The sequence below is a fragment of the Salinispirillum marinum genome, assembly GCF_042650105.1.
Taxonomy (GTDB): Bacteria; Pseudomonadota; Gammaproteobacteria; order Pseudomonadales; family Natronospirillaceae; genus Salinispirillum; species Salinispirillum marinum.
On sequence record NZ_JBHSAL010000001.1, the window covers coordinates 19,184 to 42,879 of the forward strand.

The 23,696-nt window shown below is 53.8% G+C and carries 24 protein-coding genes; 12 read left to right on the forward strand and 12 right to left on the reverse strand.

Annotated features, from left to right (window positions below):
* Window positions 1-681 carry a lysoplasmalogenase gene (locus tag ACFOSD_RS00090; protein WP_380694895.1) on the reverse strand — a complete coding sequence of 227 codons (681 nt, stop codon included), beginning with the start codon at window positions 679-681 and terminating at the stop codon, window positions 1-3.
* 343 nt (window positions 682-1,024) lie between these two features.
* On the opposite strand from ACFOSD_RS00090, the gene ACFOSD_RS00095 reads away from it, so the two are divergent.
* The 3 genes from ACFOSD_RS00095 to ACFOSD_RS00105 all read left to right on the forward strand — a co-directional run bounded on the left by ACFOSD_RS00095 (window position 1,025) and on the right by ACFOSD_RS00105 (window position 4,533).
* Entirely contained in the window at window positions 1,025-3,169 is a 2,145-nt protein-coding gene (locus tag ACFOSD_RS00095; RefSeq protein ID WP_380694893.1) for an adenosylcobalamin-dependent ribonucleoside-diphosphate reductase, read from the forward strand.
* Window positions 3,170-3,181: 12 nt separating this feature from the next.
* Window positions 3,182-3,883 carry a TSCPD domain-containing protein gene (locus tag ACFOSD_RS00100; protein WP_380694891.1) on the forward strand — a complete coding sequence of 234 codons (702 nt, stop codon included), beginning with the start codon at window positions 3,182-3,184 and terminating at the stop codon, window positions 3,881-3,883.
* A 437-nt stretch (window positions 3,884-4,320) separates the two neighbouring features.
* Entirely contained in the window at window positions 4,321-4,533 is a 213-nt protein-coding gene (locus ACFOSD_RS00105; RefSeq protein WP_380694889.1) for a cold-shock protein, read from the forward strand.
* Between the two features lie 91 nt (window positions 4,534-4,624).
* Here ACFOSD_RS00105 and ybaK read toward each other — a convergent pair whose 3' ends face one another.
* Entirely contained in the window at window positions 4,625-5,095 is a 471-nt protein-coding gene (gene ybaK, locus ACFOSD_RS00110) for a Cys-tRNA(Pro) deacylase (protein WP_380694887.1), read from the reverse strand.
* A 6-nt stretch (window positions 5,096-5,101) separates the two neighbouring features.
* Window positions 5,102-5,917, reverse strand: a complete 816-nt coding sequence (locus ACFOSD_RS00115; protein ID WP_380694885.1) for a hypothetical protein — start codon at window positions 5,915-5,917, stop codon at window positions 5,102-5,104.
* A 147-nt stretch (window positions 5,918-6,064) separates the two neighbouring features.
* On the opposite strand from ACFOSD_RS00115, the gene ACFOSD_RS00120 reads away from it, so the two are divergent.
* Together ACFOSD_RS00120 and ACFOSD_RS00125 are read left to right on the forward strand one after the other, a co-directional pair.
* Window positions 6,065-6,880 (forward strand): mechanosensitive ion channel family protein, encoded by an 816-nt coding sequence (locus ACFOSD_RS00120; protein WP_380694883.1) that lies wholly within the window; start codon window positions 6,065-6,067, stop codon window positions 6,878-6,880.
* Window positions 6,861-7,391 (forward strand): GNAT family N-acetyltransferase, encoded by a 531-nt coding sequence (locus ACFOSD_RS00125; RefSeq protein WP_380694881.1) that lies wholly within the window; start codon window positions 6,861-6,863, stop codon window positions 7,389-7,391. The genes ACFOSD_RS00120 and ACFOSD_RS00125 overlap by 20 nt, the downstream gene beginning before the upstream one ends.
* Here ACFOSD_RS00125 and ACFOSD_RS00130 read toward each other — a convergent pair.
* Complete coding sequence (locus ACFOSD_RS00130) at window positions 7,388-8,146, reverse strand: Nif3-like dinuclear metal center hexameric protein (protein ID WP_380694879.1); 759 nt, start codon at window positions 8,144-8,146, stop codon at window positions 7,388-7,390. The genes ACFOSD_RS00125 and ACFOSD_RS00130 overlap by 4 nt on opposite strands.
* Window positions 8,147-8,162: 16 nt before the next feature.
* Window positions 8,163-9,005 (reverse strand): helix-turn-helix transcriptional regulator, encoded by an 843-nt coding sequence (locus tag ACFOSD_RS00135; protein ID WP_380694877.1) that lies wholly within the window; start codon window positions 9,003-9,005, stop codon window positions 8,163-8,165.
* A 93-nt stretch (window positions 9,006-9,098) separates the two neighbouring features.
* On the opposite strand from ACFOSD_RS00135, the gene ACFOSD_RS00140 reads away from it, so the two are divergent.
* Entirely contained in the window at window positions 9,099-10,505 is a 1,407-nt protein-coding gene (locus ACFOSD_RS00140) for an MATE family efflux transporter (protein ID WP_380694875.1), read from the forward strand.
* Between the two features lie 4 nt (window positions 10,506-10,509).
* On the opposite strand, the gene ACFOSD_RS00145 is transcribed toward ACFOSD_RS00140, so the two are convergent.
* Together ACFOSD_RS00145 and ACFOSD_RS00150 are read right to left on the reverse strand one after the other, a co-directional pair.
* Window positions 10,510-11,457 carry an EamA family transporter gene (locus ACFOSD_RS00145; RefSeq protein WP_380694873.1) on the reverse strand — a complete coding sequence of 316 codons (948 nt, stop codon included), beginning with the start codon at window positions 11,455-11,457 and terminating at the stop codon, window positions 10,510-10,512.
* Between the two features lie 106 nt (window positions 11,458-11,563).
* Window positions 11,564-11,764: a heavy-metal-associated domain-containing protein gene (locus tag ACFOSD_RS00150; RefSeq protein ID WP_380694871.1), complete on the reverse strand. Its 201-nt coding sequence runs from the start codon at window positions 11,762-11,764 to the stop codon at window positions 11,564-11,566.
* Between the two features lie 172 nt (window positions 11,765-11,936).
* On the opposite strand from ACFOSD_RS00150, the gene ACFOSD_RS00155 reads away from it, so the two are divergent.
* Window positions 11,937-14,219 carry a heavy metal translocating P-type ATPase gene (locus ACFOSD_RS00155; RefSeq protein ID WP_380694869.1) on the forward strand — a complete coding sequence of 761 codons (2,283 nt, stop codon included), beginning with the start codon at window positions 11,937-11,939 and terminating at the stop codon, window positions 14,217-14,219.
* Here the strand turns inward: ACFOSD_RS00155 and malZ are convergent.
* From malZ to ACFOSD_RS00180, 5 genes are all read right to left on the reverse strand, one after another.
* Window positions 14,216-16,063: a maltodextrin glucosidase gene (malZ, locus tag ACFOSD_RS00160; RefSeq protein ID WP_380694867.1), complete on the reverse strand. Its 1,848-nt coding sequence runs from the start codon at window positions 16,061-16,063 to the stop codon at window positions 14,216-14,218. The two genes, ACFOSD_RS00155 and malZ, sit on opposite strands and share 4 nt — an antisense overlap.
* Before the next feature lie 145 nt (window positions 16,064-16,208).
* Complete coding sequence (gene hisD / locus ACFOSD_RS00165) at window positions 16,209-17,525, reverse strand: histidinol dehydrogenase (protein WP_380694865.1); 1,317 nt, start codon at window positions 17,523-17,525, stop codon at window positions 16,209-16,211.
* Window positions 17,518-18,153: an ATP phosphoribosyltransferase gene (gene hisG / locus ACFOSD_RS00170; RefSeq protein ID WP_380694863.1), complete on the reverse strand. Its 636-nt coding sequence runs from the start codon at window positions 18,151-18,153 to the stop codon at window positions 17,518-17,520. The genes hisD and hisG overlap by 8 nt, the downstream gene beginning before the upstream one ends.
* An 80-nt stretch (window positions 18,154-18,233) precedes the next feature.
* Window positions 18,234-19,496, reverse strand: a complete 1,263-nt coding sequence (murA, locus tag ACFOSD_RS00175) for a UDP-N-acetylglucosamine 1-carboxyvinyltransferase (protein ID WP_380694861.1) — start codon at window positions 19,494-19,496, stop codon at window positions 18,234-18,236.
* 8 nt (window positions 19,497-19,504) lie between these two features.
* Window positions 19,505-19,729 (reverse strand): BolA/IbaG family iron-sulfur metabolism protein, encoded by a 225-nt coding sequence (locus ACFOSD_RS00180; RefSeq protein WP_380694859.1) that lies wholly within the window; start codon window positions 19,727-19,729, stop codon window positions 19,505-19,507.
* A gap of 195 nt (window positions 19,730-19,924) precedes the next feature.
* On the opposite strand from ACFOSD_RS00180, the gene ACFOSD_RS00185 reads away from it, so the two are divergent.
* Genes ACFOSD_RS00185 through lptB form a run of 5 tightly spaced genes read left to right on the forward strand, consistent with a single transcriptional unit; the run spans window position 19,925 to window position 23,632 of the window.
* Window positions 19,925-20,893 carry a calcium/sodium antiporter gene (locus ACFOSD_RS00185; protein ID WP_380694857.1) on the forward strand — a complete coding sequence of 323 codons (969 nt, stop codon included), beginning with the start codon at window positions 19,925-19,927 and terminating at the stop codon, window positions 20,891-20,893.
* Entirely contained in the window at window positions 20,890-21,876 is a 987-nt protein-coding gene (locus ACFOSD_RS00190) for a KpsF/GutQ family sugar-phosphate isomerase (RefSeq protein WP_380694855.1), read from the forward strand. Before ACFOSD_RS00185 ends, ACFOSD_RS00190 begins: the two co-directional genes overlap by 4 nt.
* The gene (gene lptC, locus ACFOSD_RS00195; RefSeq protein ID WP_380694853.1) at window positions 21,876-22,430 is read left to right on the forward strand and encodes an LPS export ABC transporter periplasmic protein LptC; all 555 of its coding nucleotides are present in this window, start codon (window positions 21,876-21,878) and stop codon (window positions 22,428-22,430) included. Before ACFOSD_RS00190 ends, lptC begins: the two co-directional genes overlap by 1 nt.
* The gene (lptA, locus tag ACFOSD_RS00200; protein ID WP_380694851.1) at window positions 22,393-22,950 is read left to right on the forward strand and encodes a lipopolysaccharide transport periplasmic protein LptA; all 558 of its coding nucleotides are present in this window, start codon (window positions 22,393-22,395) and stop codon (window positions 22,948-22,950) included. Before lptC ends, lptA begins: the two co-directional genes overlap by 38 nt.
* A complete protein-coding gene (gene lptB, locus ACFOSD_RS00205; protein ID WP_380694849.1) occupies window positions 22,904-23,632 on the forward strand; it encodes an LPS export ABC transporter ATP-binding protein in 729 nt (242 codons plus the stop codon). Before lptA ends, lptB begins: the two co-directional genes overlap by 47 nt.
* The last annotated feature ends 64 nt before the right edge of the window (window positions 23,633-23,696 follow it).

Genomic DNA, 23,696 nt, shown 5'->3' on the forward strand with positions numbered 1-23,696 from the left:
CTAGGCAACAGCAAAGGGGTCCTCTAAGGGCTCCTTGTACCACACCACTGAATGTGCCAGTAAGAACTGGGCTGCATAGTAGCTGCCCATAATACCTTGGTCGCCCCAAGCAACGGGCGACACTAAAATGTGATAGCCCAGCAGCAAATCCGAAAACAAGAAAGCCAACACGCCTGGAATGGCGACCCAGTGTACGCGCTTACACAACACCGCAAAGATGGCCATCAAACCGATAACAGACATATAGGACACAACGGCTATCTGTAATTGCCCAGTGACCGACGGTAAGAGCAAATACCCACCCAACAACAAACCGCAAATAATGACCATCACAACTAACCAGCGGATATGCGCCATGGAGCTGGCTTGGGCAAAAATACGCAAATAGAACAGGTGCGCCAGTAAGAACGCCAGTAAGCCATATAAGAAGCGATCTTCCATCAGCAACATCACATCACCGACGGCTGAACACAGGAGCGCTAGGATAATCCAAGGTTTATGCTGTAAGGCATCGTCTGGCGTTTTTCGCCACACCCACAAGGCCAATAGAACGACCGGCAATGGCTTGAACACCCAGTTTACTTCAGGAATAAACCAGTTATAGGTCATGTTCAGAACATAGCCTAAGGCTAACACCAGCCACACGGTGTAAAACACCATCGTTTCACGCACACTGCTCACAAGAAATCCCTCACCATCAACATGCGGCTACTCTAGCCCAGCAGCCGAGCATCGCGCAATCAGCCTGAGCGCTTGAATGCACACTTTTAGAGCTCTCTAAAACTACAAAAATTAACAACCGCAAGGAAGCCTTACGCCACGCGGGCTCGTTAAAAAGTCAACAAGGCTGAGTAGGAAAATTTGAAAAAATCAACTTGCTACATACAACGGGTAGTGGTTTAGAATAGCCATCACCACAAGAACTAGTGTTTACAGATTTTGAGCGACCGCCGCAGCCGGCACCGCTTAATCGCCGTTGAGACACTCCTGAACGTCGACAAACACAGGTAGCAGGATTTTTACCATGACCGAAACCATACGCCCCGACCAGACCGTACAAATTGCTTATCAAGACGCCTCCCTCGACATCTGGGATAAAAAATATCGCCTTAAAGATGGCCGAGGCAATGCCGTCGACCAGGACATGCACGGCTCCTTTGCCCGTGTCGCTGCCGCGATTGCGCAAGTTGAAACGACCAAAGCAAAGCAAAAAGAATGGCAACCTAAATTTCTCTGGGCCTTAGAGAATGGTGCGATACCTGCGGGACGCATACTCTCCAATGCCGGAGCGTTAGAGCACAAACCCGCCACCTCCACCATCAACTGTACCGTATCGGGTACGGTTGAAGACTCTATGGACGGCATTTTAAAGAAAGTTCATGAAGCCGGTTTAACGCTCAAGGCAGGCTGTGGTATTGGTTATGAGTTCTCCACACTGCGGCCACGCAACGCCTTTGTCAGTGGAGCGGGAGCCTATACCTCCGGCCCATTGTCGTTCATGGATATCTATGACCGCATGTGTTTTACCGTATCCTCGGCAGGCGGTCGTCGGGGCGCGCAAATGGCGACCTTTGATGTTGGCCACCCGGATGTGCAAGAATTTGTGAAAGCCAAGCGGGAAGATGGCCGCCTGCGCCAATTCAACCTGTCACTTTTGATCACCGACGAATTCATGAAAGCCGTGATCGATGATGCCGACTGGCCTCTTGCCTTCCCGGTCTCGGAAAAAGAAGCACTGCGTGACGAGCTGGATTTGAACAATGCCGATCAGGTCGTATGGCGCGATTGGCACGTAAAAGAGCCTTACTTACAGAATGCACAAGGTGAAGTGGCATTCCGGGTATACAAAACCATCCGCGCGCGGCATCTCTGGAACGCCATTATGTCGTCCACATACGACTACGCGGAGCCCGGATTTATCCTCATTGATAAAGTCAATGAAATGAACAATAACTGGTTCTGCGAAACCATACGCGCCACCAATCCGTGTGGCGAACAACCGTTGCCACCTTATGGCAGCTGCCTTTTGGGCTCGGTCAACCTGACCAAATTCATCGAAAAGCCCTTTACCCCGGACGCTCGCTTCAACTGGGAGAAATTTGAAGAAGTGGTGAGCATTTTTACCCGCATGCTCGATAACGTGGTAGAGATCAACGGCTTGCCGCTGGAACAGCAACGCCAGGAAATAACGTCCAAACGTCGGCATGGCATGGGCTACCTGGGGTTGGGTTCAACCATAACCATGTTGGGCATGAAGTACGGTGACGAGAACTCAGTGGCGTTCACCGAGCAAGTCACAAAGGCCATGGCGATGACCGGCTGGCGCAGCGCGTTGGACCTGGCAAAAGAAAAAGGTCCTGCTCCCATTATGGAGCAGGAATTTGAAATCACCGCTGAAATGATGCGTAAACGCCCTGAGCTGGCGCAAGATGGCTACCAGGTAGGTGATAAATTGCCTGGCCGGATCCTGCATGCCAAATACAGCCGCTACATGCAGCAAATTGCGCAAGAAGACCCTGAATTGATCAATGAGCTGGCGAAGATCGGGGCACGTTTTACGCACCACAGCTCCATTGCGCCGACGGGCACTATATCGTTGTCGATTGCCAACAATGCGAGCAACGGCATTGAGCCCAGTTTCGCGCATCACTATTCACGCAATGTGATCCGTGAAGGCCGTAAGACCAAAGAAAAGGTTGACGTATTTTCTTTTGAACTCTTGGCCTACCGTGAACTCGTGAATGCAGCGGCCATGCCATACACCGAAGAAGCCGCGAATAAGCTGCCGGAGTATTTCATAACCTCCGACGATATCGCACCCAAGCAACACGTTGATATCCAGGCAGCGGCACAAAAGTGGATTGACTCATCGATTTCCAAAACGGCCAACGTACCGACGGATTATCCTTATGAAGAGTTCAAAGACATCTACCTCTATGCGTACGAGAAAGGTCTCAAAGGTTGCACCACATTCCGTTTTAACCCAGAGGCATTCCAAGGCGTTTTGGTCAAAGAGAAAGATCTCGAAAACACCACCTATCGCTTCCAGCTCGACGATGGCAGTACCATCGAGCTGAAGGGCAATGACAAAGTGGAATACGACGGAGAAACCCATACCGCAGCCAATCTGTTTGATGCGTTAAAAGAAGGCTACTACGGTAAGTTCTAATCAGGATTGATCATGACTGTACATAAAATCAGCAAAAAAATTACCGGCTACGAGGTGGTAACACCTGAAAAAGCCGCACAAGAAGCTCTGGCGGCGGCACCTGCCGCACCGGAATTGCAGCAAATTCATGAGTCGTTGGATCGACCCGAAGTGTTACTGGGGTCTACGTACAAAATTAAGACACCAATGTCTGAGCATGCTCTCTATGTCACCATCAATGACATCGTACTGAACCAGGGCACCGAACATGAAGAGCGCTGGCCTTTTGAAGTGTTCATCAACTCGAAGAACATGGACCACTTCCAGTGGGTTGTTGCCTTAACGCGGGTTATTTCTGCCGTGTTCCGCAAAGGTGGCGATGTGACCTTCCTCGTGGATGAAATGAAGGCCGTCTTTGATCCCAAAGGGGGCTACTTCAAGCCCGGTGGTAAGTTCATGCCCTCTTTGGTCGCGGAAATTGGCGATGCCATTGAAAGCCACATGAAGATGATCGGCCTGATCAAAGAAGAAGGCTTGAGTGAACACCAACAAAAGCTGATCAACGAAAAACGCGCCGAATACGAAAAATTGAACGGCGGAGGTGCCAGTAAGGCTGCGGTTGACAGTGGCTTTCCGGCCGATGCGCAACTGTGCGGCAAATGTAACACCAAAGCCATGGTCATCATGGATGGCTGCCAGACCTGTTTAAGCTGCGGCGATTCCAAGTGCGGCTAACCTAAAAACCCAACGCCACGCGGCAAGTGTGAACTCACTGACCGCGTGGCGAATTTTGTCTGCTGTTCAAAATTCCACCCCCCATACAGCAAAAAAAGTGCGAAAAGGCTGTTAATGCCCCGCAATGAGAGTATGCTTGTTGAAGTTACACAAGTAGCAGGCTGAAATTAGCCGCTCGATTGCTTAGACTTTTGATACCGTGGTTTTACCACCCTGCCGAAAGAATATCGTTCCAGCGTCTACATACTCCCCTATTATTTGCGTAATACAGAGCTTGGCTCTGGCAAGTATGGCATTGCGCCTTGCTTGAGTGCGCAACACTTTTGTTTAACCACTGAAGTGTTCGCCGAAAAGAATCGGTCAGGTATTTTAACCGGCCATGTAAATTACCGACCCAAAATGGGCGGTGTATAAAGTAAAAGAGGAAATTTTTAGAAATGTCAGGTCAAACTATTACCGGCACAGTTAAATGGTTCAACGATGAGAAAGGTTTCGGCTTCATCGAGCGTGAAGGCGGCACAGACGTATTCGTTCATTTCCGTGCAATCAACGGTACTGGTCGTCGCACTCTGTCAGAAGGCCAGCAAGTTACTTTCGAAGTAACTCAAGGTCAGAAAGGCCCACAAGCCGAAAACGTAACACCTCTGTAAGGATTCGTCCTCGTACAGCAGTGAGCGTTAGCTTCTGAACATTAAAAAGGCGGTTATACCGCCTTTTTTGTTGCCTGTGTTTTAGGTCTGCTCAAAGTTCAGCCACATCCCCTTGTTTAGCCTCAAGTGCCTGTACCAGGGTCCGCGCCGACACCTCAATCTCCAAACCGCGACGCCCCGCACTGATATGAATGCTGGCTTGCTGAAAAGCACGATCATCAACCACAGTAGGCAGGCGCTTCTTTTGCCCCAAAGGGCTGATACCGCCCAATACATAGCCGGTGATACGCTGCGCATCTTCCGCTGACGCCATGGCAGCCTTCTTCCAACCCAAGACTTTAGCGGCCCTCTTTAAATTCAACATACCGGCCACGGGCACCACAACGGTAGCGAATTGTTTGGCGCCATCCGTTACCAGCAGGGTTTTAAACACCACATTGGGCGACAAGCCAAGCTTATCCGCCGCTTCCAGGCCATAGCCTTGGGTGCCCGGCTCATGGTCGTAACTGTGCACACTGAAGGGCAGTTTCAACTTCTTTAACGTATCGATGGCGGGCGTCATACTTCATCAGTCCTTACGCGATGTATCGTCCAGCCAAGGCTGTTCCCCATCAAAGGGGTCATCGTCATCGTCTTCTGGCGGCTCTTCCTGTGACTCCGGCTCAAACTCCCGCAGCCATCGAAAGATCAACGCCAATATGGCAACCTGAACGAGGTTGAAATAAACACTCACCATGATCGCCAGTACATTGCCGATCAATCCACCGATCGACGACTGCAAGAAAAGCGGCAACACGCTGATCAATAAGGGAAAAACAATTCCCAGCACCCCAACACGCCAATAATGACCGGCAGCCATTTTGCCTGCCGCGCGCAGCCCGCCATCCAAGCCCAGTGCAATGCGCGGAAAGATCATAGAGAATCGCCCGTAAACCAGAATGGCGACAATTAAAGCGATAAACAAACCGATCGAGCCAAAGACACCCAAACCGGTCATGGTCGATACCACCACCAAGGGCATGGCCACCAAGCTGGCGATGACCATGATAAGAATGGGCAATCCTAACGTCCAACCGGCGTACAGAAACTCCGCACCACCAAAACGCAGCCCCGGTGGATGTTCCGTTTTACCGGTGATAAACAATTGATGGGCAGGCACGGCTATCATGGCAGTTATGGCAATAAGCACCACCGACAGACTCATTAACAAAATGATATCAGGTTGCTCGCCGCCCATGTTCATGGTGCCAAGGCGCACCACCACCAACAACAAAATAGGCCAGCGTAGCGCGGTCCATAAAGTGCTGGCCATTTGAACCGGCAGCCGAAACGCAGCGGATACGACATCGCCAATAGGTAACTTCAACTCAACCGGTAACTGCAAAATGGACTCCCGTCTTCAATTTTTGGTTCATGATCTGTATTGTGCCTAGGGTTATGTGAATGTCCAGCGTGGCACTGTGTTGTAAGCGAGAGACTGTATTCACCCTATTCGTCTATTTTTGTTTGATCTTAAAGACCGGAGTGCATTATGCCTATAGAAACACAGGAAATCTGGAGCACTTACTTAGTGCCTTGGGGAACCAACATCGGCTTGGCCATCATCGTTTTCATGATCGGTAAGTGGCTTGCCCGCGCCGTGACCAATGGGCTGTCGAAGTTGATGGGCAAAGCGCGTCTGGATGCCATGTTGATTTCGTTCTTGAGCAACATCATCAATGCCGCATTGATGGTCGTTGTTGTCGTAGCGGCATTGTCTCAGTTAGGCGTTGAAACCACATCGCTGGTGGCGTTACTGGGTGCTGCGGGCCTCGCTGTAGGTTTGGCACTCAAGGATTCCCTGTCTCATTTTGCGGCTGGGGTTATGATCATTCTTTTTCGGCCCTTTAAAGCCGGAGATTATGTTGAAGTTGCAGGCACCGGCGGCACCGTCATGAAAATATCTGTATTCAGCACGGAATTGAAAACGCCAGACGCCCGGCAAGTGATTGTCCCTAATGGGTCCATCTATGGTTCAAATGTGGTGAATTATTCCGCCATGCCCACGCGCCGCATCGATCTGGTGGTTGGCATCTCTTACGATGCTGACATGAAGACGGCCAAAGAAGTGATCATGAAAGTTTTACAAGCACACCCTAGTGTCCTAGCGGATCCAGAGCCTGTCGTTGCAGTTGCCGAGCTCGCGGACTCTTCCGTCAATCTTGTGGTCCGCCCTTGGGTCAATACGGAAGATCTCTGGCCAACACGGTTCGCCTTGATAGAGCAGATCAAGGAAGCCTTGGACGCCAATGGCATCGCCATACCTTTTCCACAAGTGGATGTGCACTTTGACCGCCCCGCTGCCTGAAACAACCGAGCTTAATTTAAGGCTTGCACGGCAAGGCGACCTCGCGGCCATCGTGGCGATCTATAACGCCGCGATCCCCGGTCGTCAGGCCACGGCGGATACGTCACCAGTATCGGTGGAAGACCGACTGCAGTGGTTTGCCGACCACCAAGTTCCTGAACGACCGCTGTGGGTCGCTACGCCTTTGGGTGATGACGATGCCGTTTTGGGCTGGGCCAGTTTCAGTACGTTCTATGGACGCCCGGCGTATCGTGGCACAGTGGAACTGGCCGTCTATGTCGCACCCGATGCACAAGGAAGAGGCATTGCCAAAGCGCTGGTGAAGCAACTGTTAATACAGGCTCCGGCACTACACATACACACCGTGCTGGGTTATGTTTTCTCGCACAACCACCCCAGCCTGGCGCTGCTCACCGGCATGGGATTTGAACCTTGGGGCCAATTACCCCATGTTGCTGTGCTGGATGACCAACACCGCAGCCTCACCATCGTGGGCAAAAAAATCGCCTAAACCGGTATGGGGCAATCAATAAACTGAACATCCAAGCCCCATACCTTAGCCGCCTCGGCCCCCAAAGCCTGCACGCCATAGCGCTCGGTTGCATGATGGCCTGCGGCAAAGAAGTGAATACCTAATTCGTGCGCGGCATGCACGGTCGGTTCGGAAATCTCTCCCGTGACATAAGCATCGGCACCGGCCTCCCATGCTGCCTGGATCATGCCTTGCGCCCCACCCGTACACCAGGCAATGCGCTGAATGCGCTCCGGGCCACCGGGAATATGCAAGGGTTTGTAGTCCAACACCTCATGAAGTTGACGTGCGAGTTGTTGGGCTGTCAATGCTTCTGCCGCTTGTCCGACATTACCGATGGGGCGCACACCAGGCTTGAGTCCGCCTTCTACCTGCCATCCCATGCGGGCCGCCAATTGGGCGTTATTGCCCAAGGTCGGATGAGCATCCAGCGGTAGATGATATGCCCACAAGGACACACCGGCGTCCAGCAACGCCTTTATCCGGCGCCGCTTCATACCGGCAATGCAGGCGTCCTCGCCTTTCCAAAAATAACCGTGGTGCACTAATACAGCGTCGGCACCGGCCGCAACAGCACGATCGAGAAAAAGCTGACTCGCGGTAACGCCTAACACCAATTTTTGCACCGGGCGGGCACCCTCTACCTGTAACCCGTTCGGGCAGTAGTCCTGAAAAGCATGGGGTTCAAGCGTATCATTGAACCACTGATCCAAGGTTGTAATGTCTACGGCCATACGGCTCCCCTTTGCATTAATCCGTGCCGGTATTGCGGCTTTTTATACGGTATTCCGTGGGTGAAAGTCCGGTCTTTCGCCGAAACCAATGGGCAAAATTAAAGGCGTCTTGATAGCCAACCCGCTGCGCGATCTGACGTACCTGCCATTCCGAATATTGCAGCAGCTCGCGGGCTCGTGCTAAACGCATGGTCGACACTTTCTGCATCGGTCCTTGATGGAAATATTGTCGGCACAAACGATGAAAATGCGACGGCGAATAATGCAATTCAGCCGCTAGGCTATCGAGCGTCCACGGCACATGCAAGCGATCCTCAAGCTGCAGAAACAAGCGCAGCAGCCGCTCATGCGTGCGATCCCGGCGGGCATCCTGTGTTACTTCCTCACTCAATAACTCCGCCACCATATGGGTCAGGCGTCGTCGCCGAGGCGATTGCATCTGATGATACAGACCATGCAAAAGGTGATACAAGCCCCAGCATGCTTCTGACGGTTGCACCCCCGCTTTGCGGGTATGCAAAAAGTGCCAAGGCTCGGTATCACCTAACAACAGCCAGCATGTTTTCCATTCTGTGCCATCGATCTCGAACCGAAACGGTTTGCCGGCAGGCATAAACATAAAATCGCCTGCTTGCACGGCATGCTGCCCATCCGGCAGTAGCAGCCGCCCCTGACCTTCAACGGTGAACACCAGGGTGTGCACATCCGGTTGTTTTCGCCCGACCACGTAGGTGCCACGCAACCAACTGACCCCCGCCATACGCCAATCGTGCTGACCCAACTCAGGGAAGTCCTGCTCGGTCAGAAACTTCTCCCGGCAGCGCTCATCAATATCCAGAATATCTTCCCACATGATCATAATTCACAGCCATGTCGATGGGATTGAACATACCACCCACCCGGGGATTTGTCTAAAATTCGTACGTTGAATCACCGTCTTGGAAATCTTTTCATGCTCTTCCCGAATCTTCTCAGTCGTCGCCCTCTCGTAAGAGAAGTGTGGGGGCTTGCCATTCCCGTGGCCATCCAATCCGCCTTGGTCTCTGCGTTGGGCATGGCCGATGTGTTGATGGTCAGCCATCTGGGCTCAGAAGCTGTTGCAGCGGTGGGTCTGGGCAGCAAAATTAATTTTGTCTTTATCTTACTGATGGCCGCACTCGGGACAGGGTGCAGCATTTTGGTCGCGCAGTATTGGGGGGCCGGTCGCCAGGATCGCGTACGCCATACCTTGGCACTGAGCATACTCGCGGGAACGCTGTTCATGTTGCCACTGACGCTGTTGGTGATATTAAACGCCGATCAGCTCATCATGTTGGGTACAGATAATTCACAGGTCATCATGCAGGGCTCGAGTTACCTGACCATCACCGCATTTACCCTGTGGCTCACCCAAATTGTCATCATCTATGAAGCCGCCTTGCGCGCTACGGGTGACAGCAAGACGCCGCTCTACTATGCCACCTTCACCATTGGCCTAAACATCATCCTCAACGTCTGGCTGATCAATGGCGGCTTGGGCGTGCCCGCCATGGGTGTTGCCGGGGCCGCCTTGGCAACCTTGCTGGCGCGTATGGCACAAGTTATGTGGATGTTCTTCGGCCAACAGCGGCAGAGTCCCCGTTTACACCTGTCTCGGCGTCATTTTTCCGAAGCACTAACACCGACCTTGGTGAAGCGCTACGGTTCGATGAGTTGGCCTCTGCTGGTGAACTTTACCCTGTGGTCCATCGGCTCGCTGTCTTACCACCTGATTGCAGGTCGCTTAGGAACAACGCCGCTGGCCGTAATGAGCTTGTTGAGCCCCATTGAAAGCATGTATCACAGTTTCTTTTTTGGGGTAACCAACGCCTGCTCCATCATGATCGGACAGCGTCTGGGCCGTGGACAGTTTGCTGAAGCTCGCGCATTGGCCAAAGGTTTTATGATATTTGCACCACTTGGATCTTTTGGCCTAGGGTTGATACTACTGGCGCTCTCACCGTTCTTTTTACCCCTGATTGGCAATCTGGACGCCGAAACGCTGCGGCAAACCCAGTGGGCATTTGCCATCATGTGCCTGGGATTTTGGCTCAAGGTGTTTAATATGGTATCCATTCAGGGCATCTTACGCTCCGGTGGTGACACCAAATTTTGTTTGTATTTGGATATGTCGGCGCTGTGGTTCGTTGGTTTGCCCTTGACGCTCGCCGCCGCTTTTTGGTGGCAACTGCCCTTCACGTTCGTGTATGCCATGATTCTGGCCGAAGAAGGCGCCAAAGCCCTTGGCAATATCTGGCGCGTGCGCCAGCAAAAATGGGTGCGCAACCTGACGGCAGGCGATGCACCAGATACGGCGCTGCAGGTCGCAGTCGCCGGATGATGTTTTAACTTGACGTTTCGCGCTCATGCGCCGGAATTTCAGCGCTCACCGTATGACTGGCCGAACGTTGGGCCAAGTACGCGCCCAACACCACGATACTGGCGCCCAACATTTGCACGCCGTTCAGCGCCTGCCCAAGCAGGACCCACGCGAGCAGGATGGCGGTGACGACTTCAAGGTAAGCGACCCCACCGGCAACCGGCGCGGATAACCGACGGATCGCCGCTACCCCAGTGACATAGGCCAGCGCCGTAGACACAATGCCGAGCCAAAACACGGCCACCCAAGCAGAAGCCGGAGTACCGGCCAATGAAATAGGGTTACGCAATAAAGACCACGGCAGCGACCATGGCTGCGCAATCAAGGTCATCAAAATAAACGCAATGGTGCCCCCGAGGGCGATCAGTGCCAACGGTGGCGTATCATCTTGAGCGGCATCAGAAAGCAAAAAGTACCCGGCTTGGCAGGCCGCCGCTGCCAGTGCAAACATTAACCCGAGCACATCGAGGCGGATGCCCTGCCACACTTCCAGTAACGCGGCTAGGCCTACCACGGCGAGCAATACGCCCCACACCGCAGTGCGAGCTACCGGCTGTTTGCGCACGGAAACCACCCAAAGCAAGACAAAGATAGGGCCGAGAAATTCAATCAACAGGGCTATACCCACCGGAATCCGCGCCACTGAAGCGAAATAAAACGCCTGCACGCCCGCAATGGGAAACACCCCATAGGCCAACATAAGACGCCACTGTCGCACCATCACCAGACGGTAATGCCAGGCCACGGGCGACAACACCAACACCATGCCGCATAACCGCAACCAGGTGACGTGCAAGGGTGTCAAACCCAAATCCATCAAGGGCCGCGCAAACGGGCCCGACCCACCAAAGGCCAAAGCGGATAGTAAAGCCAACAGCAATCCCGTTGTTTTCGTGCTCAAACGCCAGTGCATGTTCAAAACCTTAAGCAACCTGCAGAATGGCGCGCACCATCACAGATTACATCGACCCTGTAAAGCACCTATTTTCAACTCGGTTTCGTCTGCTGTTCGCATAGCTTTACTGGCTGGTTTCCACCGAATAGCCCTCTTCCTCAATCGCCGCTTTGAGCGCTGCAACAGCGGCAGTAGACGCCACGGTAACCCTACCGCTCGACAAATCAACCTCTACCTTGGCCTGTGCATCCAACTCGCCCACCGCCCGTTTAACCGCCGCAACGCAATGTCCACAGGTCATGCCAGAAACGTTAAACTCAACCATTCGTATGTCTCCTCGTTGTTATGCTGTGCTGTGAAAACGGTTTGATCTTAGACCTTTCCGTAACGGGAAGGTCAAGTAACGAATTTACTAGGCACATGGCTTGACCTTCCACCCACAGTAAGGTGCACAGTGCTGTTCGAGCAACAATGGCTAAGGACATGAGGGATTGAACATGAATACACAAGCATCACTCAATATTGACGGCATGACCTGTGCTTCCTGTGTACTTCGGGTAGAAAAAGCGTTATTGAAAGTGCCGGGAGTACAGTCGGCACAGGTCAATTTAGCGACGGAACGGGCGACCATCCACTATGAACGTGACCAAGCGGATACCGCCACCCTGATCGCAGCCGTTGAACGCGTCGGATATCACGCAACGCAACATTCCGACCGCCAGACACCCGATAGCCAAGCATCAGAACAGCACAAGCCCGACACCCTGAAACGCGACCTGTTCATCGCCGCAGTGCTGACTCTGCCCATCTTCATTCTCGAAATGGGTGGCCATGTGCTACCGGCTTTTCACCATTGGCAGATGTCCACCTTCGGCCAGCAAAACCTGTTCTATGCCTTTTTTGTGCTGGCTTCCATTGTGCAATTCGGTCCCGGCTGGCGCTTCTATGTCAAAGGGGTACCTGCGTTGTTACGTGCCGGGCCCGACATGAACTCCCTGGTGGTATTGGGCACCAGCGCCGCATGGTCATATTCTGTGGTGGCGACCTTCTGGCCTGCGGTATTGCCAGCCGGTTCGGTGTATGTCTATTTTGAAGCCTCAGCGGTCATTGTGACGCTTATACTGCTCGGACGGTATTTGGAAGCCAACGCCAAAGGACGCACGAATCAGGCCATTAAACGTCTGCTTAGCCTACAAGCTCATACAGCGCGTGTGGTACGTGAGGACAAGACGCTCGACATACCCATTGCCGATGTGCAACCCAACGATACCGTGTTGGTGCGTCCCGGGGAGAAGATTCCGGTAGATGGAGAAGTCATCAAAGGTAGCTCCTACGTCGATGAATCCATGTTGACCGGCGAACCCATTCCGGTCAGTAAAGCGGCGGGCAGCACCGTGGTTGGCGCTACCCTGAACCAGTCTGGCAGCTTGACCCTGCGCGCCACAACGGTCGGTGCCGACAGTGTGCTGGCGCGCATCGTGCGGCTGGTTGAAGAAGCCCAAGGCAGTAAACTACCGATTCAGAATTTAGTGGACCATGTCACTGCCGTGTTTGTTCCCATCGTCATGGCACTGGCCACTCTGACTTTTCTGGCCTGGTGGTGGCTTGGCCCTGAACCGACCATGACCCTGGCTTTGGTGAACGCGGTCGCGGTGCTTATCATCGCCTGTCCTTGCGCCATGGGCTTGGCAACGCCGACGTCCATTATGGTCGGCACGGGCAAAGCCGCTGAAATGGGTGTGTTATTCCGCCGTGGCGATGCCCTGCAAACGTTGCGCGACACCACGGTGGTGGCGTTCGACAAAACCGGCACATTAACCAAAGGCAAGCCGGAGCTTACCGACTTAGAAATAGTCAACGAGCCGACCCATGCGCTCACCCAAAAGCAGATTCTCGGGTTTATTGCGACGGTCGAAAACGTCTCGGAACACCCAATAGCCTCGGCCATCGTCGCCGCAGCTAAAGCGCAGGACATCAACCTGCCGGACATCAAGGACTTTCAAGCCCACGCAGGCTTCGGCATTTCGGCCGTCGTGATGGATCAAGCAGGTACCAGCAGACAGGTTTGGGTGGGTGCTGATCGACTTATGGAACAACAGGGAATTCCTGTAGCGGAACACGAGCACACCACCGCCAGTTGGGCCACCGCTGGAAAGACGCCCTTGTATGCGGCCATTGATGGCACCTTGGTGGCCTTATTGGCGGTATCCGACCCCATCAAAGAATCGTCGCGGACGGCCATTCAAGCTTTGCAAGAAGAAGGCCTGCGCGTCGCCATGATCACGGGCGACAACACCCGCACGGCGCAGGCCATCGCGCAACAGCTGGGTATTGATGATGTCATTGCCGAGGTGTTACCGGGTGGCAAAGTCGACGCCGTTAAAACATTGCAACAAACCTATGGCCACGTCGCGTTTGTGGGCGATGGCATTAATGATGCCCCTGCGCTAGCACAAGCGGATACCGGCATCGCCATCGGCACAGGAACGGACGTAGCAATTGAATCCGCTGATGTGGTCTTGATGTCGGGCGATGTGCGCAACGTTACCAATGCGATTGCGTTATCACGCGCCACGCTACGCAACATCAAACAAAACTTGTTTTGGGCGTTTGCGTACAACAGCGTGCTGATTCCCATTGCAGCCGGGGCACTGTTCCCGGCTTGGGGGATATTGCTTTCGCCCATGTTGGCCGCCGGTGCCATGGCCGCATCCAGCGTCTGTGTCATCAGCAACGCCTTGCGCTTGCGGCGCTTTAAAGCACCGCTGCAAATATCCTAACGGCCCATCGACGATGGTGCAGAGCTCACCCAAAGTTCGGTGGTCTGTGCCGCGACGGGTAGTTGAAGGCAGCCATCCTCGTTCGCCTTCACAATTTGCCCGGAATCCAAGCTGCACCAGGCTTGGTCCGGGTGATTATTCAAGAGCTGCACCGGCACGGTCAGCCGAGCATCAGTAATGCCTCGGTTGACCGCCACCAGCACGGAACGGTGCTCTAAGGCGCGCGCAAACACCCACATATCGCCTTCTGCATACAGATCCACGACCGCCCCATCGCGCAGTTCAGGCAATTCTTTGCGCCAGTTGATCGCCGTTTGATAGGTGCGTAACAGCGTCTCGTGCCACGTTTGATGATCCCATGGGAAGGGCGCGCGGCAAGCCGGATCTTCGCCACCCGTTAAGCCAACCTCATCACCGTAGTAGATGCAGGGTACGCCCAAATAGACCATGAGCAATCGCACGGCCATCTGCATACGGGGTTGATTTTCCTGCAACAAAGTAAAAAATCGCGGCGTGTCATGACTGTCCAACAAGTTAAATTGTGTTTTGGCCAGCGCGAAAGGAATCTTAGCCCGTGCTTCACGCATCCATGCCGCCAGATCAGCGGCATCGATATGCGCGGGTTGACGGGCAATATCAACTCCGGCTAAAAACATCCAAACCGGCTGCAGGAACCCGTAATAGTTCATGGCGCCGTCTTCCTGGTCACCCTGCAACCAGGATGTCGCCTCGAAGAAGTGCTCACCAAGGAAATAAGCCTCGGGGTTTTCTTCTTTGATCACCCGGCGCATGGCTTTTACGTGTGCGGCGTTGTTAGCAGCGCCCGCGCCCTCGCCGAGCATGTGAATGACATCCAAGCGCCAGCCGTCCATGGCGAAAGGTGGTCGCAACCAATGCCGCAGCACCGAGCGCTCACCTTGATAAAACACCTCGACAACGTCCGGGTTACTGTAATCCAGCACGGGCAGACTTTTGTGGCCCTTCCAACTGACGTAATCGCCATCAGCGGCCATAAAATAGTCGGCATAGGGTTGGATGCCCTGTTGTGCTTGTACAAACCATGGATGTTTCACCGAGGTGTGGTTCAGTACGCCGTCCAACAGCATCCGCATACCGCGTTGTTGTGTTTCGTGGCGCAGCGCCAACAGTGCGTCATCGCCACCCAAATGCGGGTCAATCGCAAAATAGTCGACGGTGTCGTATTTGTGGTTTGAGTCTGAACGGAACACCGGGTTCAAGTAAATAGCGGTGGCACCCAAGGTATGCTGAACATAGTCCAGTGCCTGCACAACCCCTGTCAGGTCGCCGTTAAAGAACTCACTGGGGCCATGCGCTTGGGCGGGCAGTTCGGCCCATGTTCGTGCCTTAACCGGTTGTTTATTCAAATAATGATAGGCACCATCGGCTACATTAAGCGTCGGGTCACCGTTACGGAACCGGTCCGGAAATATTTGATAGAAGATTTGCTCGCTAACCCAGGCCGGCGGCGCCTCGTGCGCCTGTTTGAAATGCACCTCCAACGGCGGTATGCGCGGATGCATACCATCGGCCGCGAGCCATAGCATTTGCTGGTCACCCTGCACTTTAAACACATAGGCCGTATGCGCCTGCACGCCATCTAATGCAAAGGACGCTTCATAGTTTTGCCAAGCGTCCGTGGTGTCCGTGGCCAGCATGGGCACGAGCAGTTCTTCGTTGTCGGGTTGAATTCGCACCCATACCTGTTGGACGTTTAGCGTTTTTTCAACACGAAGCTGCACCTGCAATTGTCCGTCAGCCTGGTGCAAAAAACCGGGAATAGGAAGATGGAAAAGTCCGTTGTTACGGCTGGTATTTATACTCACGGGACACCCGCTCAACTGTTATTGTTGCACAGCAGCGTAGCGATATATGACCATTAGGTTCAGATTGAATTGCGGGGTGGCGGGAAAGCACGCCTTGGGTGGAATGCTCCACCCAAGGCGTGAATTTTAACGGCAGAAGGTCGATTTACTCTTTGATGCGATATTCGGCACTGCGGGCGTGTGCGGTCAGCAACTCACCACGGGCCAATGGCCCGGCTGACTCGCCCAATTCAGAAGCACTGGCCGGTGTACAGTGAATGATCGAGGATTTCTTCTGGAAATCGTACACCCCCAGAGGTGAACTGAAGCGCGCCGTACCCGAGGTGGGTAGGACGTGATTCGGCCCGGCCACATAGTCGCCTAAAGCCTCAGAAGTATGGCGACCCATAAAAATGGCGCCCGCATGACGGATGCGATCAAGGTATTGCTCCGGTTGATCAACACTCAGCTCCAAGTGTTCTGGCGCGATACGATTTACCCATTCAATGGCTTCTTCCAAGCTCTGTACCTTGATCAAGGCACCGCGGTCGGCCAAAGACCGACGCGCAATATCCACCCGCTCGAGGGTAGGCAGTAACCGTACAATGGAGGCTTCTACCGCATCCAAATACTCGGCATCAGGACATAGCAGAATGGCTTGCGCATCGGCGTCGTGTTCGGCTTGCGAAAACAGATCCATGGCAATCCAATCCGGATCGGTTTTGCCATCACACACCACCAGAATTTCCGAAGGCCCTGCCACCATATCGATACCGACCTGGCCAAACACATGCCGTTTCGCTGTCGCGACGTAAATGTTGCCCGGCCCAACAACTTTATCCACCGCCGGCACCGTCGCCGTGCCATAGGCTAAGGCGGCTACCGCTTGCGCGCCACCAATGGTGAAGACTTGGTCAACGCCGGACAGCCAAGCCGCAGCCAACACAAAGTCGGACACGTTGCCGTCGGGTGTGGGATGCGCCATGATCACTTCCGGCACACCGGCCACTTTGGCCGTGACTGCCGTCATGACGACCGAACTCGCTAACGGGGCCAAGCCACCGGGTACATAAACCCCAACCCGGTCCAGTGGCGTTATGCGCTGGCCGAGGACGGTGCCACTGGCATCGGTGTACTGCCAAGATTCTTGCTTTTGGTGCTGATGGTAAGCACGAACCCGTTCGACGGAAATCTCCAAGGCCTGTTGCAACTTAGGGGACAGACGCTGGTAGGCTGCTTCCAACGCCGGGCGCTCTATGCGCAGTTCAGCCATCTGTTCGACGGCCATACGGTCAAAGCGGTTGGTGTATTCCAACAGCGCGTCATCTCCACGCGCGCGGACATCGGCAATAATCTTCAAAACCGTGTCGTTAACCTGGGTGTCCGACACCCCTTCCCACGCCAGCAGCGCATCCAACTGTTGACGGAAATCGTCTTGTTGCGAATCAAACCGACGAATGTGTCCACTGGTAGCCTTAGTCACGCTTACTTACCGCCTCTTCCAATTGTTTTACAATGGGCATGATGTGTTCCGCCTTCGTTTTGTACGCCGCACGCGACACCACCAAGCGCGTCGAAATATCGGCCATGTGTTCACGCGGCTCCAATCCGTTCGCCAATAGGGTATTGCCGGTATCCACAATATCGACAATGCAGTCGGCCAAATTCATGATTGGCGCAAGCTCCATGCCGCCATAGAGTTTGATGATATCAACCTGCCGACCCTGTTCGGCGAAATAACGCTTCGCCACTTTAACGAACTTGGTTGCTACTCGTAACCGCCCTTCTGGCATGACCGCGCCTTTGATGGCAGCGGTCATCAGACGGCAACGTGCGATGTTGAGGTCCACCAATTCATACATCTCCTGCCCACCATGCTCCATCAGCACGTCTTTACCGGAGACACCCAGATCAGCCACACCGTATTCCACGTATGTGGGTACGTCGGCGGCACGAATGACGATCAGTCGAACATTCGGCTGAGTGGTTTCAAAGATCAATTTACGACTGGTGTGCACATCTTCCAAAGGCTCTATACCGGCCGCCGCAAACAGCGGTAACGTCTCTTTCAGAATGCGACCTTTCGACAAAGCAATGGTAATGGCTGACATGAAATCTCTGGCTCTTTTAACGTGCAGGCCTCTGTTGAGGCCTGTTCATGGTTTTATCCGGGTGAACTCAGGTTAGTTCCCTAGCCAGCAACGCGCTTGATGCTCGCACCCAGTTGCTGCAGTTTTTCTTCAATGCACTCATACCCACGGTCAATGTGATAAATCCGATCCACCAAGGTTTCGCCATCGGCGACCAAAGCAGCCAACACCAGGCTGGCAGAAGCTCGCAAGTCCGTTGCCATGACCGGCGCGGCGTGCAGACGCTCGACACCTTGAATCACCACCGTATTGCCTTTAATAATCGCCTGCGCACCCATACGATGCAGTTCTTGTATGTGCATAAAACGGTTTTCAAAAATGGTTTCTTCCACCGTCCCTGTGCCCTCTGCCACGGCATTCAGTACCGTAAACTGGGCCTGCATGTCGGTGGGGAACGCCGGATATGGGGCTGTGGTGACATCCACGGCCTTAGGTCGGCGGCCTTCCATGTCCAGCAAAATCGTGTCGTCCGTCGTGACAATTTTCGCCCCGGCCTCACGCAATTTAGCCAACACGGCATCCATCGATTTGGGGTCAACGTCCTTAAGCATGACGCGACCGCCTGACACCGCTCCGGCCACGAGGTAGGTACCCGCTTCAATCCGGTCGGGCAGCACTTTGTAGTCGCAGCCATGCAATGTTTCTACACCAGTAACCCGCAACGTGTCGGTTCCGATGCCGTCAATTTTAGCGCCCATGGCGACCAAACACTTAGCCAGATCCACCACTTCAGGTTCACGGGCTGCATTTTCAATGACGGTTTCACCGTCCGCCAGCACGGCGGCCATCAACACGTTTTCGGTGCCGGTTACCGACACTGTATCAAAGAAATACGAATTTCCCGTTAACCGTGCGTCTCGCCGGGCCTTTATATAGCCATCTTCCATCACAATATGAGCACCCAGCGCCTCCATACCGCGCAGGTGAAGATCCACCGGACGACTGCCTATGGCACATCCCCCCGGCAGCGACACATTGGCTTCGCCAAAATGCGCCAACAGCGGACCCAACACCAGTATTGAGGCACGCATGGTTTTGACCAACGAGTACGGTGCTGTGCAGTCCTTCAAGGTACCGGCGTTGATCTGCACGCTCATGTCTTCATTGATTAAGACCTCAACGCCCATACACACCAGTAGTTCAATCATGGTGGTGATGTCGTTCAAGTGCGGTAAATTCCGCAACGTTACCGGCTCTTTGGTCAGCAAGGTAGCGGCTAAAATCGGTAAGGCCGCGTTTTTAGCACCTGATATGCGAATGGTGCCGTCGATGGGCCGGCCACCGGTAATCAGTAATTTATCCATAGAATGGGTTAACCGTTCTCCGTTCCCAGATCCATGGTCACTGCGTGAATAGCGCCACTCTGGATGTGTTCGTTCAAAAAGCCGTAAATCAACTGCTGTTGCTTCACTGGCATGAGTCCCGCGAACGCTTGTCCGCGTGCTTTAACATGAAATTTGGCGCCGCTGCCAGAGACTTCGATTGTGCAATCGGGCAATGCAGCGGTGAGGATTTCCTGTACAAGTTCAGCGTGCATGTGACACCTCACGATAAAAGGTCGAGCATTATATGAAATACCAGTGCATCGCACCACCCGAACAAACCATTCGTTCGCTGTTCAAGCCGCTTTGATTGACTATTTTCGCTTTGTTGCACTTTCTCGGCCCAACCCACCTTGCATTTACATTGTTGCTTGCTTTTAATGTGCTTCCATTTTTCGGATGACATACAGATGCTGACCATTGTAGCCGCAATTGTAGTAGGTTTAATCGTGTTGGTGTGGAGTTCCGACCGTTTTGTCGGCGGGGCCGCCGCACTCGCCAACTCATTAGGTATATCACCGCTCATCATCGGTTTAACGGTGGTTGCCCTAGGCACCAGCGCGCCGGAAATACTGGTCTCGGCCAGTGCGGCCATTCAAGGCAGCACGCCGCTGGCGATTGGTAACGCACAAGGCTCGAACATAGCCAATTTAGGCCTTGTTCTGGCCGTTTGTGCACTGATCATTGCCCTGCCCGTTAACCGTGCGGTTTGGAAACGGGAGTCGTACGTTCTACTGGGAGTGACGCTCGCCTTAGGGGCCATATTATGGGACCTACATTTAAGCTTTCTTGAAGGTGCCCTCCTAGTAGTGCTCATGGCGCTCTTTATAAGCTATACCGTGTGGTCAGTGAAGAAAGCCAAAGATGTAGCCGAGCTGCCAGACTTCTCGGAAGACATACCTGATGATATGCCCTTGGGAAAAGCGGTTTTTTGGGTCGTTGCCGGGTTAATTTTATTGGTACTGGGTGCTCAGTCTCTGGTCTGGGGTGCTACCGAGCTGGCGCTGCGGTTTGGCATCAGCGAACTGGTGGTGGGGGCGACCATTGTAGCCATCGGCACCAGCTTGCCTGAGCTGGCCACATCCATTACCAGCACACTGAAGGGCCACCATGAAATGACCATTGGTAATGTGGTCGGCTCTAATATTTTCAACATTCTTGCCGTGATCGGCATTGCCGGCATGATCGCTCCGACTGACTTCGAAGCGGCCGTTTTCTGGCGAGATTATGTCTTTGTTCTTGGCTTAACCCTTTTGTTGTTGGTCGTGGCGTGGTGGTTTGGTCGACACAACAAAGCCATTCCGAGGGTATTTGGTCTGGTGCTACTGGCGGCCTACCTTTACTATTTGTACCTCAATTATATGGCGTTATCGGCATGACCCAATCTCCGGCAAAAACCTTTTCATTTTTAACCAGTGCTCGGCGCACCTTACAAATGGAGGCCGAGGCCATCAGCGCCTTGCTGGATCGCTTGGATGATGATTTCTCCAAGGCCTGCGAATTGATTCTGGCCGGTAAAGGCCGGGTCGTGGTCACTGGCATGGGCAAGTCAGGTCATATCGGCAATAAGATTGCAGCTACACTGGCCAGTACTGGCACACCGGCTTTTTTTATGCACCCAGGGGAAGCCAGCCACGGCGACTTGGGCATGATAACGCGGGATGACACCATTATTGCGCTATCAAACAGCGGTGAAACCAACGAAATCATTTCGTTACTGCCAGCGATTAAACGACTGGGTATACCGGTGATCGCCATTACGGGGCAAGCCGAATCTACGCTTGGCCAAGAAGCCGACGCCATGTTGGACAGCGGCGTCGACATTGAAGCCTGCCCGTTAAATTTAGCCCCCACGTCCAGCACCACAACAGCGCTGGTGCTGGGGGATGCCCTCGCCATTGCCCTGCTGGAATCGCGCGGTTTTTCGGCCGAAGATTTCGCCTTCTCCCACCCCGGCGGCAGCTTGGGTAAGCGACTGTTGCTGAAGGTTGAAAACATCATGCAAACCGGCGACCGCATTCCCAAAGTTGCCCCCACCGCCAGTGTCTCTGACGCCTTGTTGGAAATGACCCAAAAAGGCCTGGGCATGACCACGGTCATCGATGATCAGAATCAACTGTTGGGCGTGTACACCGACGGCGACTTACGTCGCACCTTCGAACGCGATATTGACCTTAAAGCCGCACGTGTGACCGATGTTATGCATCGCGGCGGAAAAACCATCGGGCCGGGTGCGTTGGCGGCGGAGGCATTGTATGTGATGGAGCAAGCACAGATCACCGCACTGGTTGTTATCGACAGCAATCATGAACCCATTGGCATCGTTCACATGCATGATTTGCTGCGCGCCGGAGTGGCGTAGTGGCTTGGCGCTGGGGCCTTCCGTTACTGGCCATCGGGCTCAGTGTGCTCGGGTTATGGTGGTCAGCGCGCACCACCCCTTTGGCCCCTGTCGTCACGGAAGAGAGCGCCGCCCTCCCACAATTGCGCATGCAAGGTATTGAGCGCGTTACCGTAAAGGCTGATGGCACATGGGTTTCCACACTCACGGCCAGCGCTGCAGAATACTATTCCGCCAATGACGAATTATGGCTCACGCAACCCATAGTCCGCGCTGCAGGCACTCCACCTAACCATTTGACGGCTGACACCGCCCGAGTACAGCAAGGGCAACATTGGCTGTTAACCGGGAATGTTGTGGTAACCAACGACCCGGACCACCCAACACCGCTGGTCATTCACACAGAACAACTGCAATATGACACAGCGTCTCAACTGGCGACCACCGAGCAAGCGGTCAATATTCGCCAAGGAGAACGCATGAACACGGATGCCATTGGCATGACCTTGAACCTTGAAACCATGGAGTTCGACCTGCATGAGCACGTTCGTTCAACGTTCCGTCCTGATCAGTAGTCTGTTGCTGAGCAGCGCCATCTACGCCGTTCCCGGTGACCGCGACCTGCCCATCGATATTGTGGCCGATCGCAACCAGGGAAATTTACGCGCTAACGTCATGACGTATACGGGCAATGTGGTCATTACCCAAGGCACGCTGCACATTGAAGGGCAAGAGGTGGTGGTCTATCGCAATGACAATAATGAAATTTCCCGCCTGGTAGCGTCGGGAACCGAACCGGCTTGGGTAGCCGACCAATTTGACCTTGATGAACCCATCACCCGCTTGGAAGGCCAAACGGTGACCTACGATGCGGAAACCGGCGTGATTACCGCACAGGGCAGTGCTCGTCTGCAACAGGGCCGCAACATCGCGACAGCACATTACATTCGCTACAACCAGGAAACGGATGATTTTGAATCAAACTTTCGCGCCCCGGACGGCAGTGAAGGTGAACGCGTCTCCATGTGCTTAACCAATGAGGAAGAGAATGGCCAAACAGCTGATCGCCCGGCATCTTGCCAAAACATACGGTAAACGCCGTGTCGTCACGGACGTATCACTCTATGTCAACACGGGCGAAGTGGTTGGTTTGCTGGGGCCAAACGGTGCAGGTAAAACCACCTGTTTTTATATGATTGTTGGCCTCGTTGCCAATGATGCCGGTGACATTTTATTGGATGATCGCTCGCTGACCGGTCTGCCCATGCACAAGCGGGCACAGCTTGGTGTCGGTTACTTGCCGCAAGAGGCCTCGGTTTTTCGCAAGCTGACCGTGGCACAAAACATCATGGCCGTGCTGGAGTTGCGCAAAGAACTGTCGAAAGCCGATCGCCATCGCAAAATGGAGTCCCTACTCGAAGAATTCAATATTACGCACATCCGCGACAGCTTGGGCATCGCGCTTTCCGGCGGTGAGCGACGACGCGTTGAGATTGCCCGGGCGTTAGCGTCCGAGCCCGACTTCATTCTGCTGGACGAGCCCTTTGCCGGGGTAGACCCCATTTCCGTCTCGGATATTAAGGACATCGTGTACCAATTACGCGATAAAGGCATCGGTGTCTTGATCACGGATCACAACGTCAGAGAAACTTTAGACATTTGTGCGCGTGCTTATATCGTCGGAGGTGGTACTATTATTGCAGAGGGCGGCGCAAACGATATACTTGCCAACCAAAAGGTTCGTGAGGTTTACCTCGGCGAACACTTCCGCCTTTAATGTGAAACCCTTTTCCCGGGTTATTTTTAGACAGTTCGCGGCCAACACTGAGCCGCGTCGGGTA

What these genes read in the sequence shown, in the direction of transcription:
- ACFOSD_RS00095 (WP_380694893.1), top strand. Translation starts at nt 1,025, where the DNA reads ATGACCGAAACCATACGCCCCGACCAGACCGTACAAATTGCTTATCAA.
- ACFOSD_RS00100 (WP_380694891.1), top strand. Translation starts at nt 3,182, where the DNA reads ATGACTGTACATAAAATCAGCAAAAAAATTACCGGCTACGAGGTGGTA.
- ACFOSD_RS00105 (WP_380694889.1), top strand. Translation starts at nt 4,321, where the DNA reads ATGTCAGGTCAAACTATTACCGGCACAGTTAAATGGTTCAACGATGAG.
- ybaK (WP_380694887.1), bottom strand. Translation starts at nt 5,095, where the DNA reads ATGACGCCCGCCATCGATACGTTAAAGAAGTTGAAACTGCCCTTCAGT.
- ACFOSD_RS00120 (WP_380694883.1), top strand. Translation starts at nt 6,065, where the DNA reads ATGCCTATAGAAACACAGGAAATCTGGAGCACTTACTTAGTGCCTTGG.
- ACFOSD_RS00130 (WP_380694879.1), bottom strand. Translation starts at nt 8,146, where the DNA reads ATGGCCGTAGACATTACAACCTTGGATCAGTGGTTCAATGATACGCTT.
- ACFOSD_RS00135 (WP_380694877.1), bottom strand. Translation starts at nt 9,005, where the DNA reads ATGATCATGTGGGAAGATATTCTGGATATTGATGAGCGCTGCCGGGAG.
- ACFOSD_RS00140 (WP_380694875.1), top strand. Translation starts at nt 9,099, where the DNA reads ATGCTCTTCCCGAATCTTCTCAGTCGTCGCCCTCTCGTAAGAGAAGTG.
- ACFOSD_RS00145 (WP_380694873.1), bottom strand. Translation starts at nt 11,457, where the DNA reads ATGCACTGGCGTTTGAGCACGAAAACAACGGGATTGCTGTTGGCTTTA.
- ACFOSD_RS00150 (WP_380694871.1), bottom strand. Translation starts at nt 11,764, where the DNA reads ATGGTTGAGTTTAACGTTTCTGGCATGACCTGTGGACATTGCGTTGCG.
- ACFOSD_RS00155 (WP_380694869.1), top strand. Translation starts at nt 11,937, where the DNA reads ATGAATACACAAGCATCACTCAATATTGACGGCATGACCTGTGCTTCC.
- hisG (WP_380694863.1), bottom strand. Translation starts at nt 18,153, where the DNA reads ATGTCAGCCATTACCATTGCTTTGTCGAAAGGTCGCATTCTGAAAGAG.
- murA (WP_380694861.1), bottom strand. Translation starts at nt 19,496, where the DNA reads ATGGATAAATTACTGATTACCGGTGGCCGGCCCATCGACGGCACCATT.
- ACFOSD_RS00180 (WP_380694859.1), bottom strand. Translation starts at nt 19,729, where the DNA reads ATGCACGCTGAACTTGTACAGGAAATCCTCACCGCTGCATTGCCCGAT.
- ACFOSD_RS00185 (WP_380694857.1), top strand. Translation starts at nt 19,925, where the DNA reads ATGCTGACCATTGTAGCCGCAATTGTAGTAGGTTTAATCGTGTTGGTG.
- ACFOSD_RS00190 (WP_380694855.1), top strand. Translation starts at nt 20,890, where the DNA reads ATGACCCAATCTCCGGCAAAAACCTTTTCATTTTTAACCAGTGCTCGG.
- lptA (WP_380694851.1), top strand. Translation starts at nt 22,393, where the DNA reads ATGAGCACGTTCGTTCAACGTTCCGTCCTGATCAGTAGTCTGTTGCTG.
- lptB (WP_380694849.1), top strand. Translation starts at nt 22,904, where the DNA reads ATGGCCAAACAGCTGATCGCCCGGCATCTTGCCAAAACATACGGTAAA.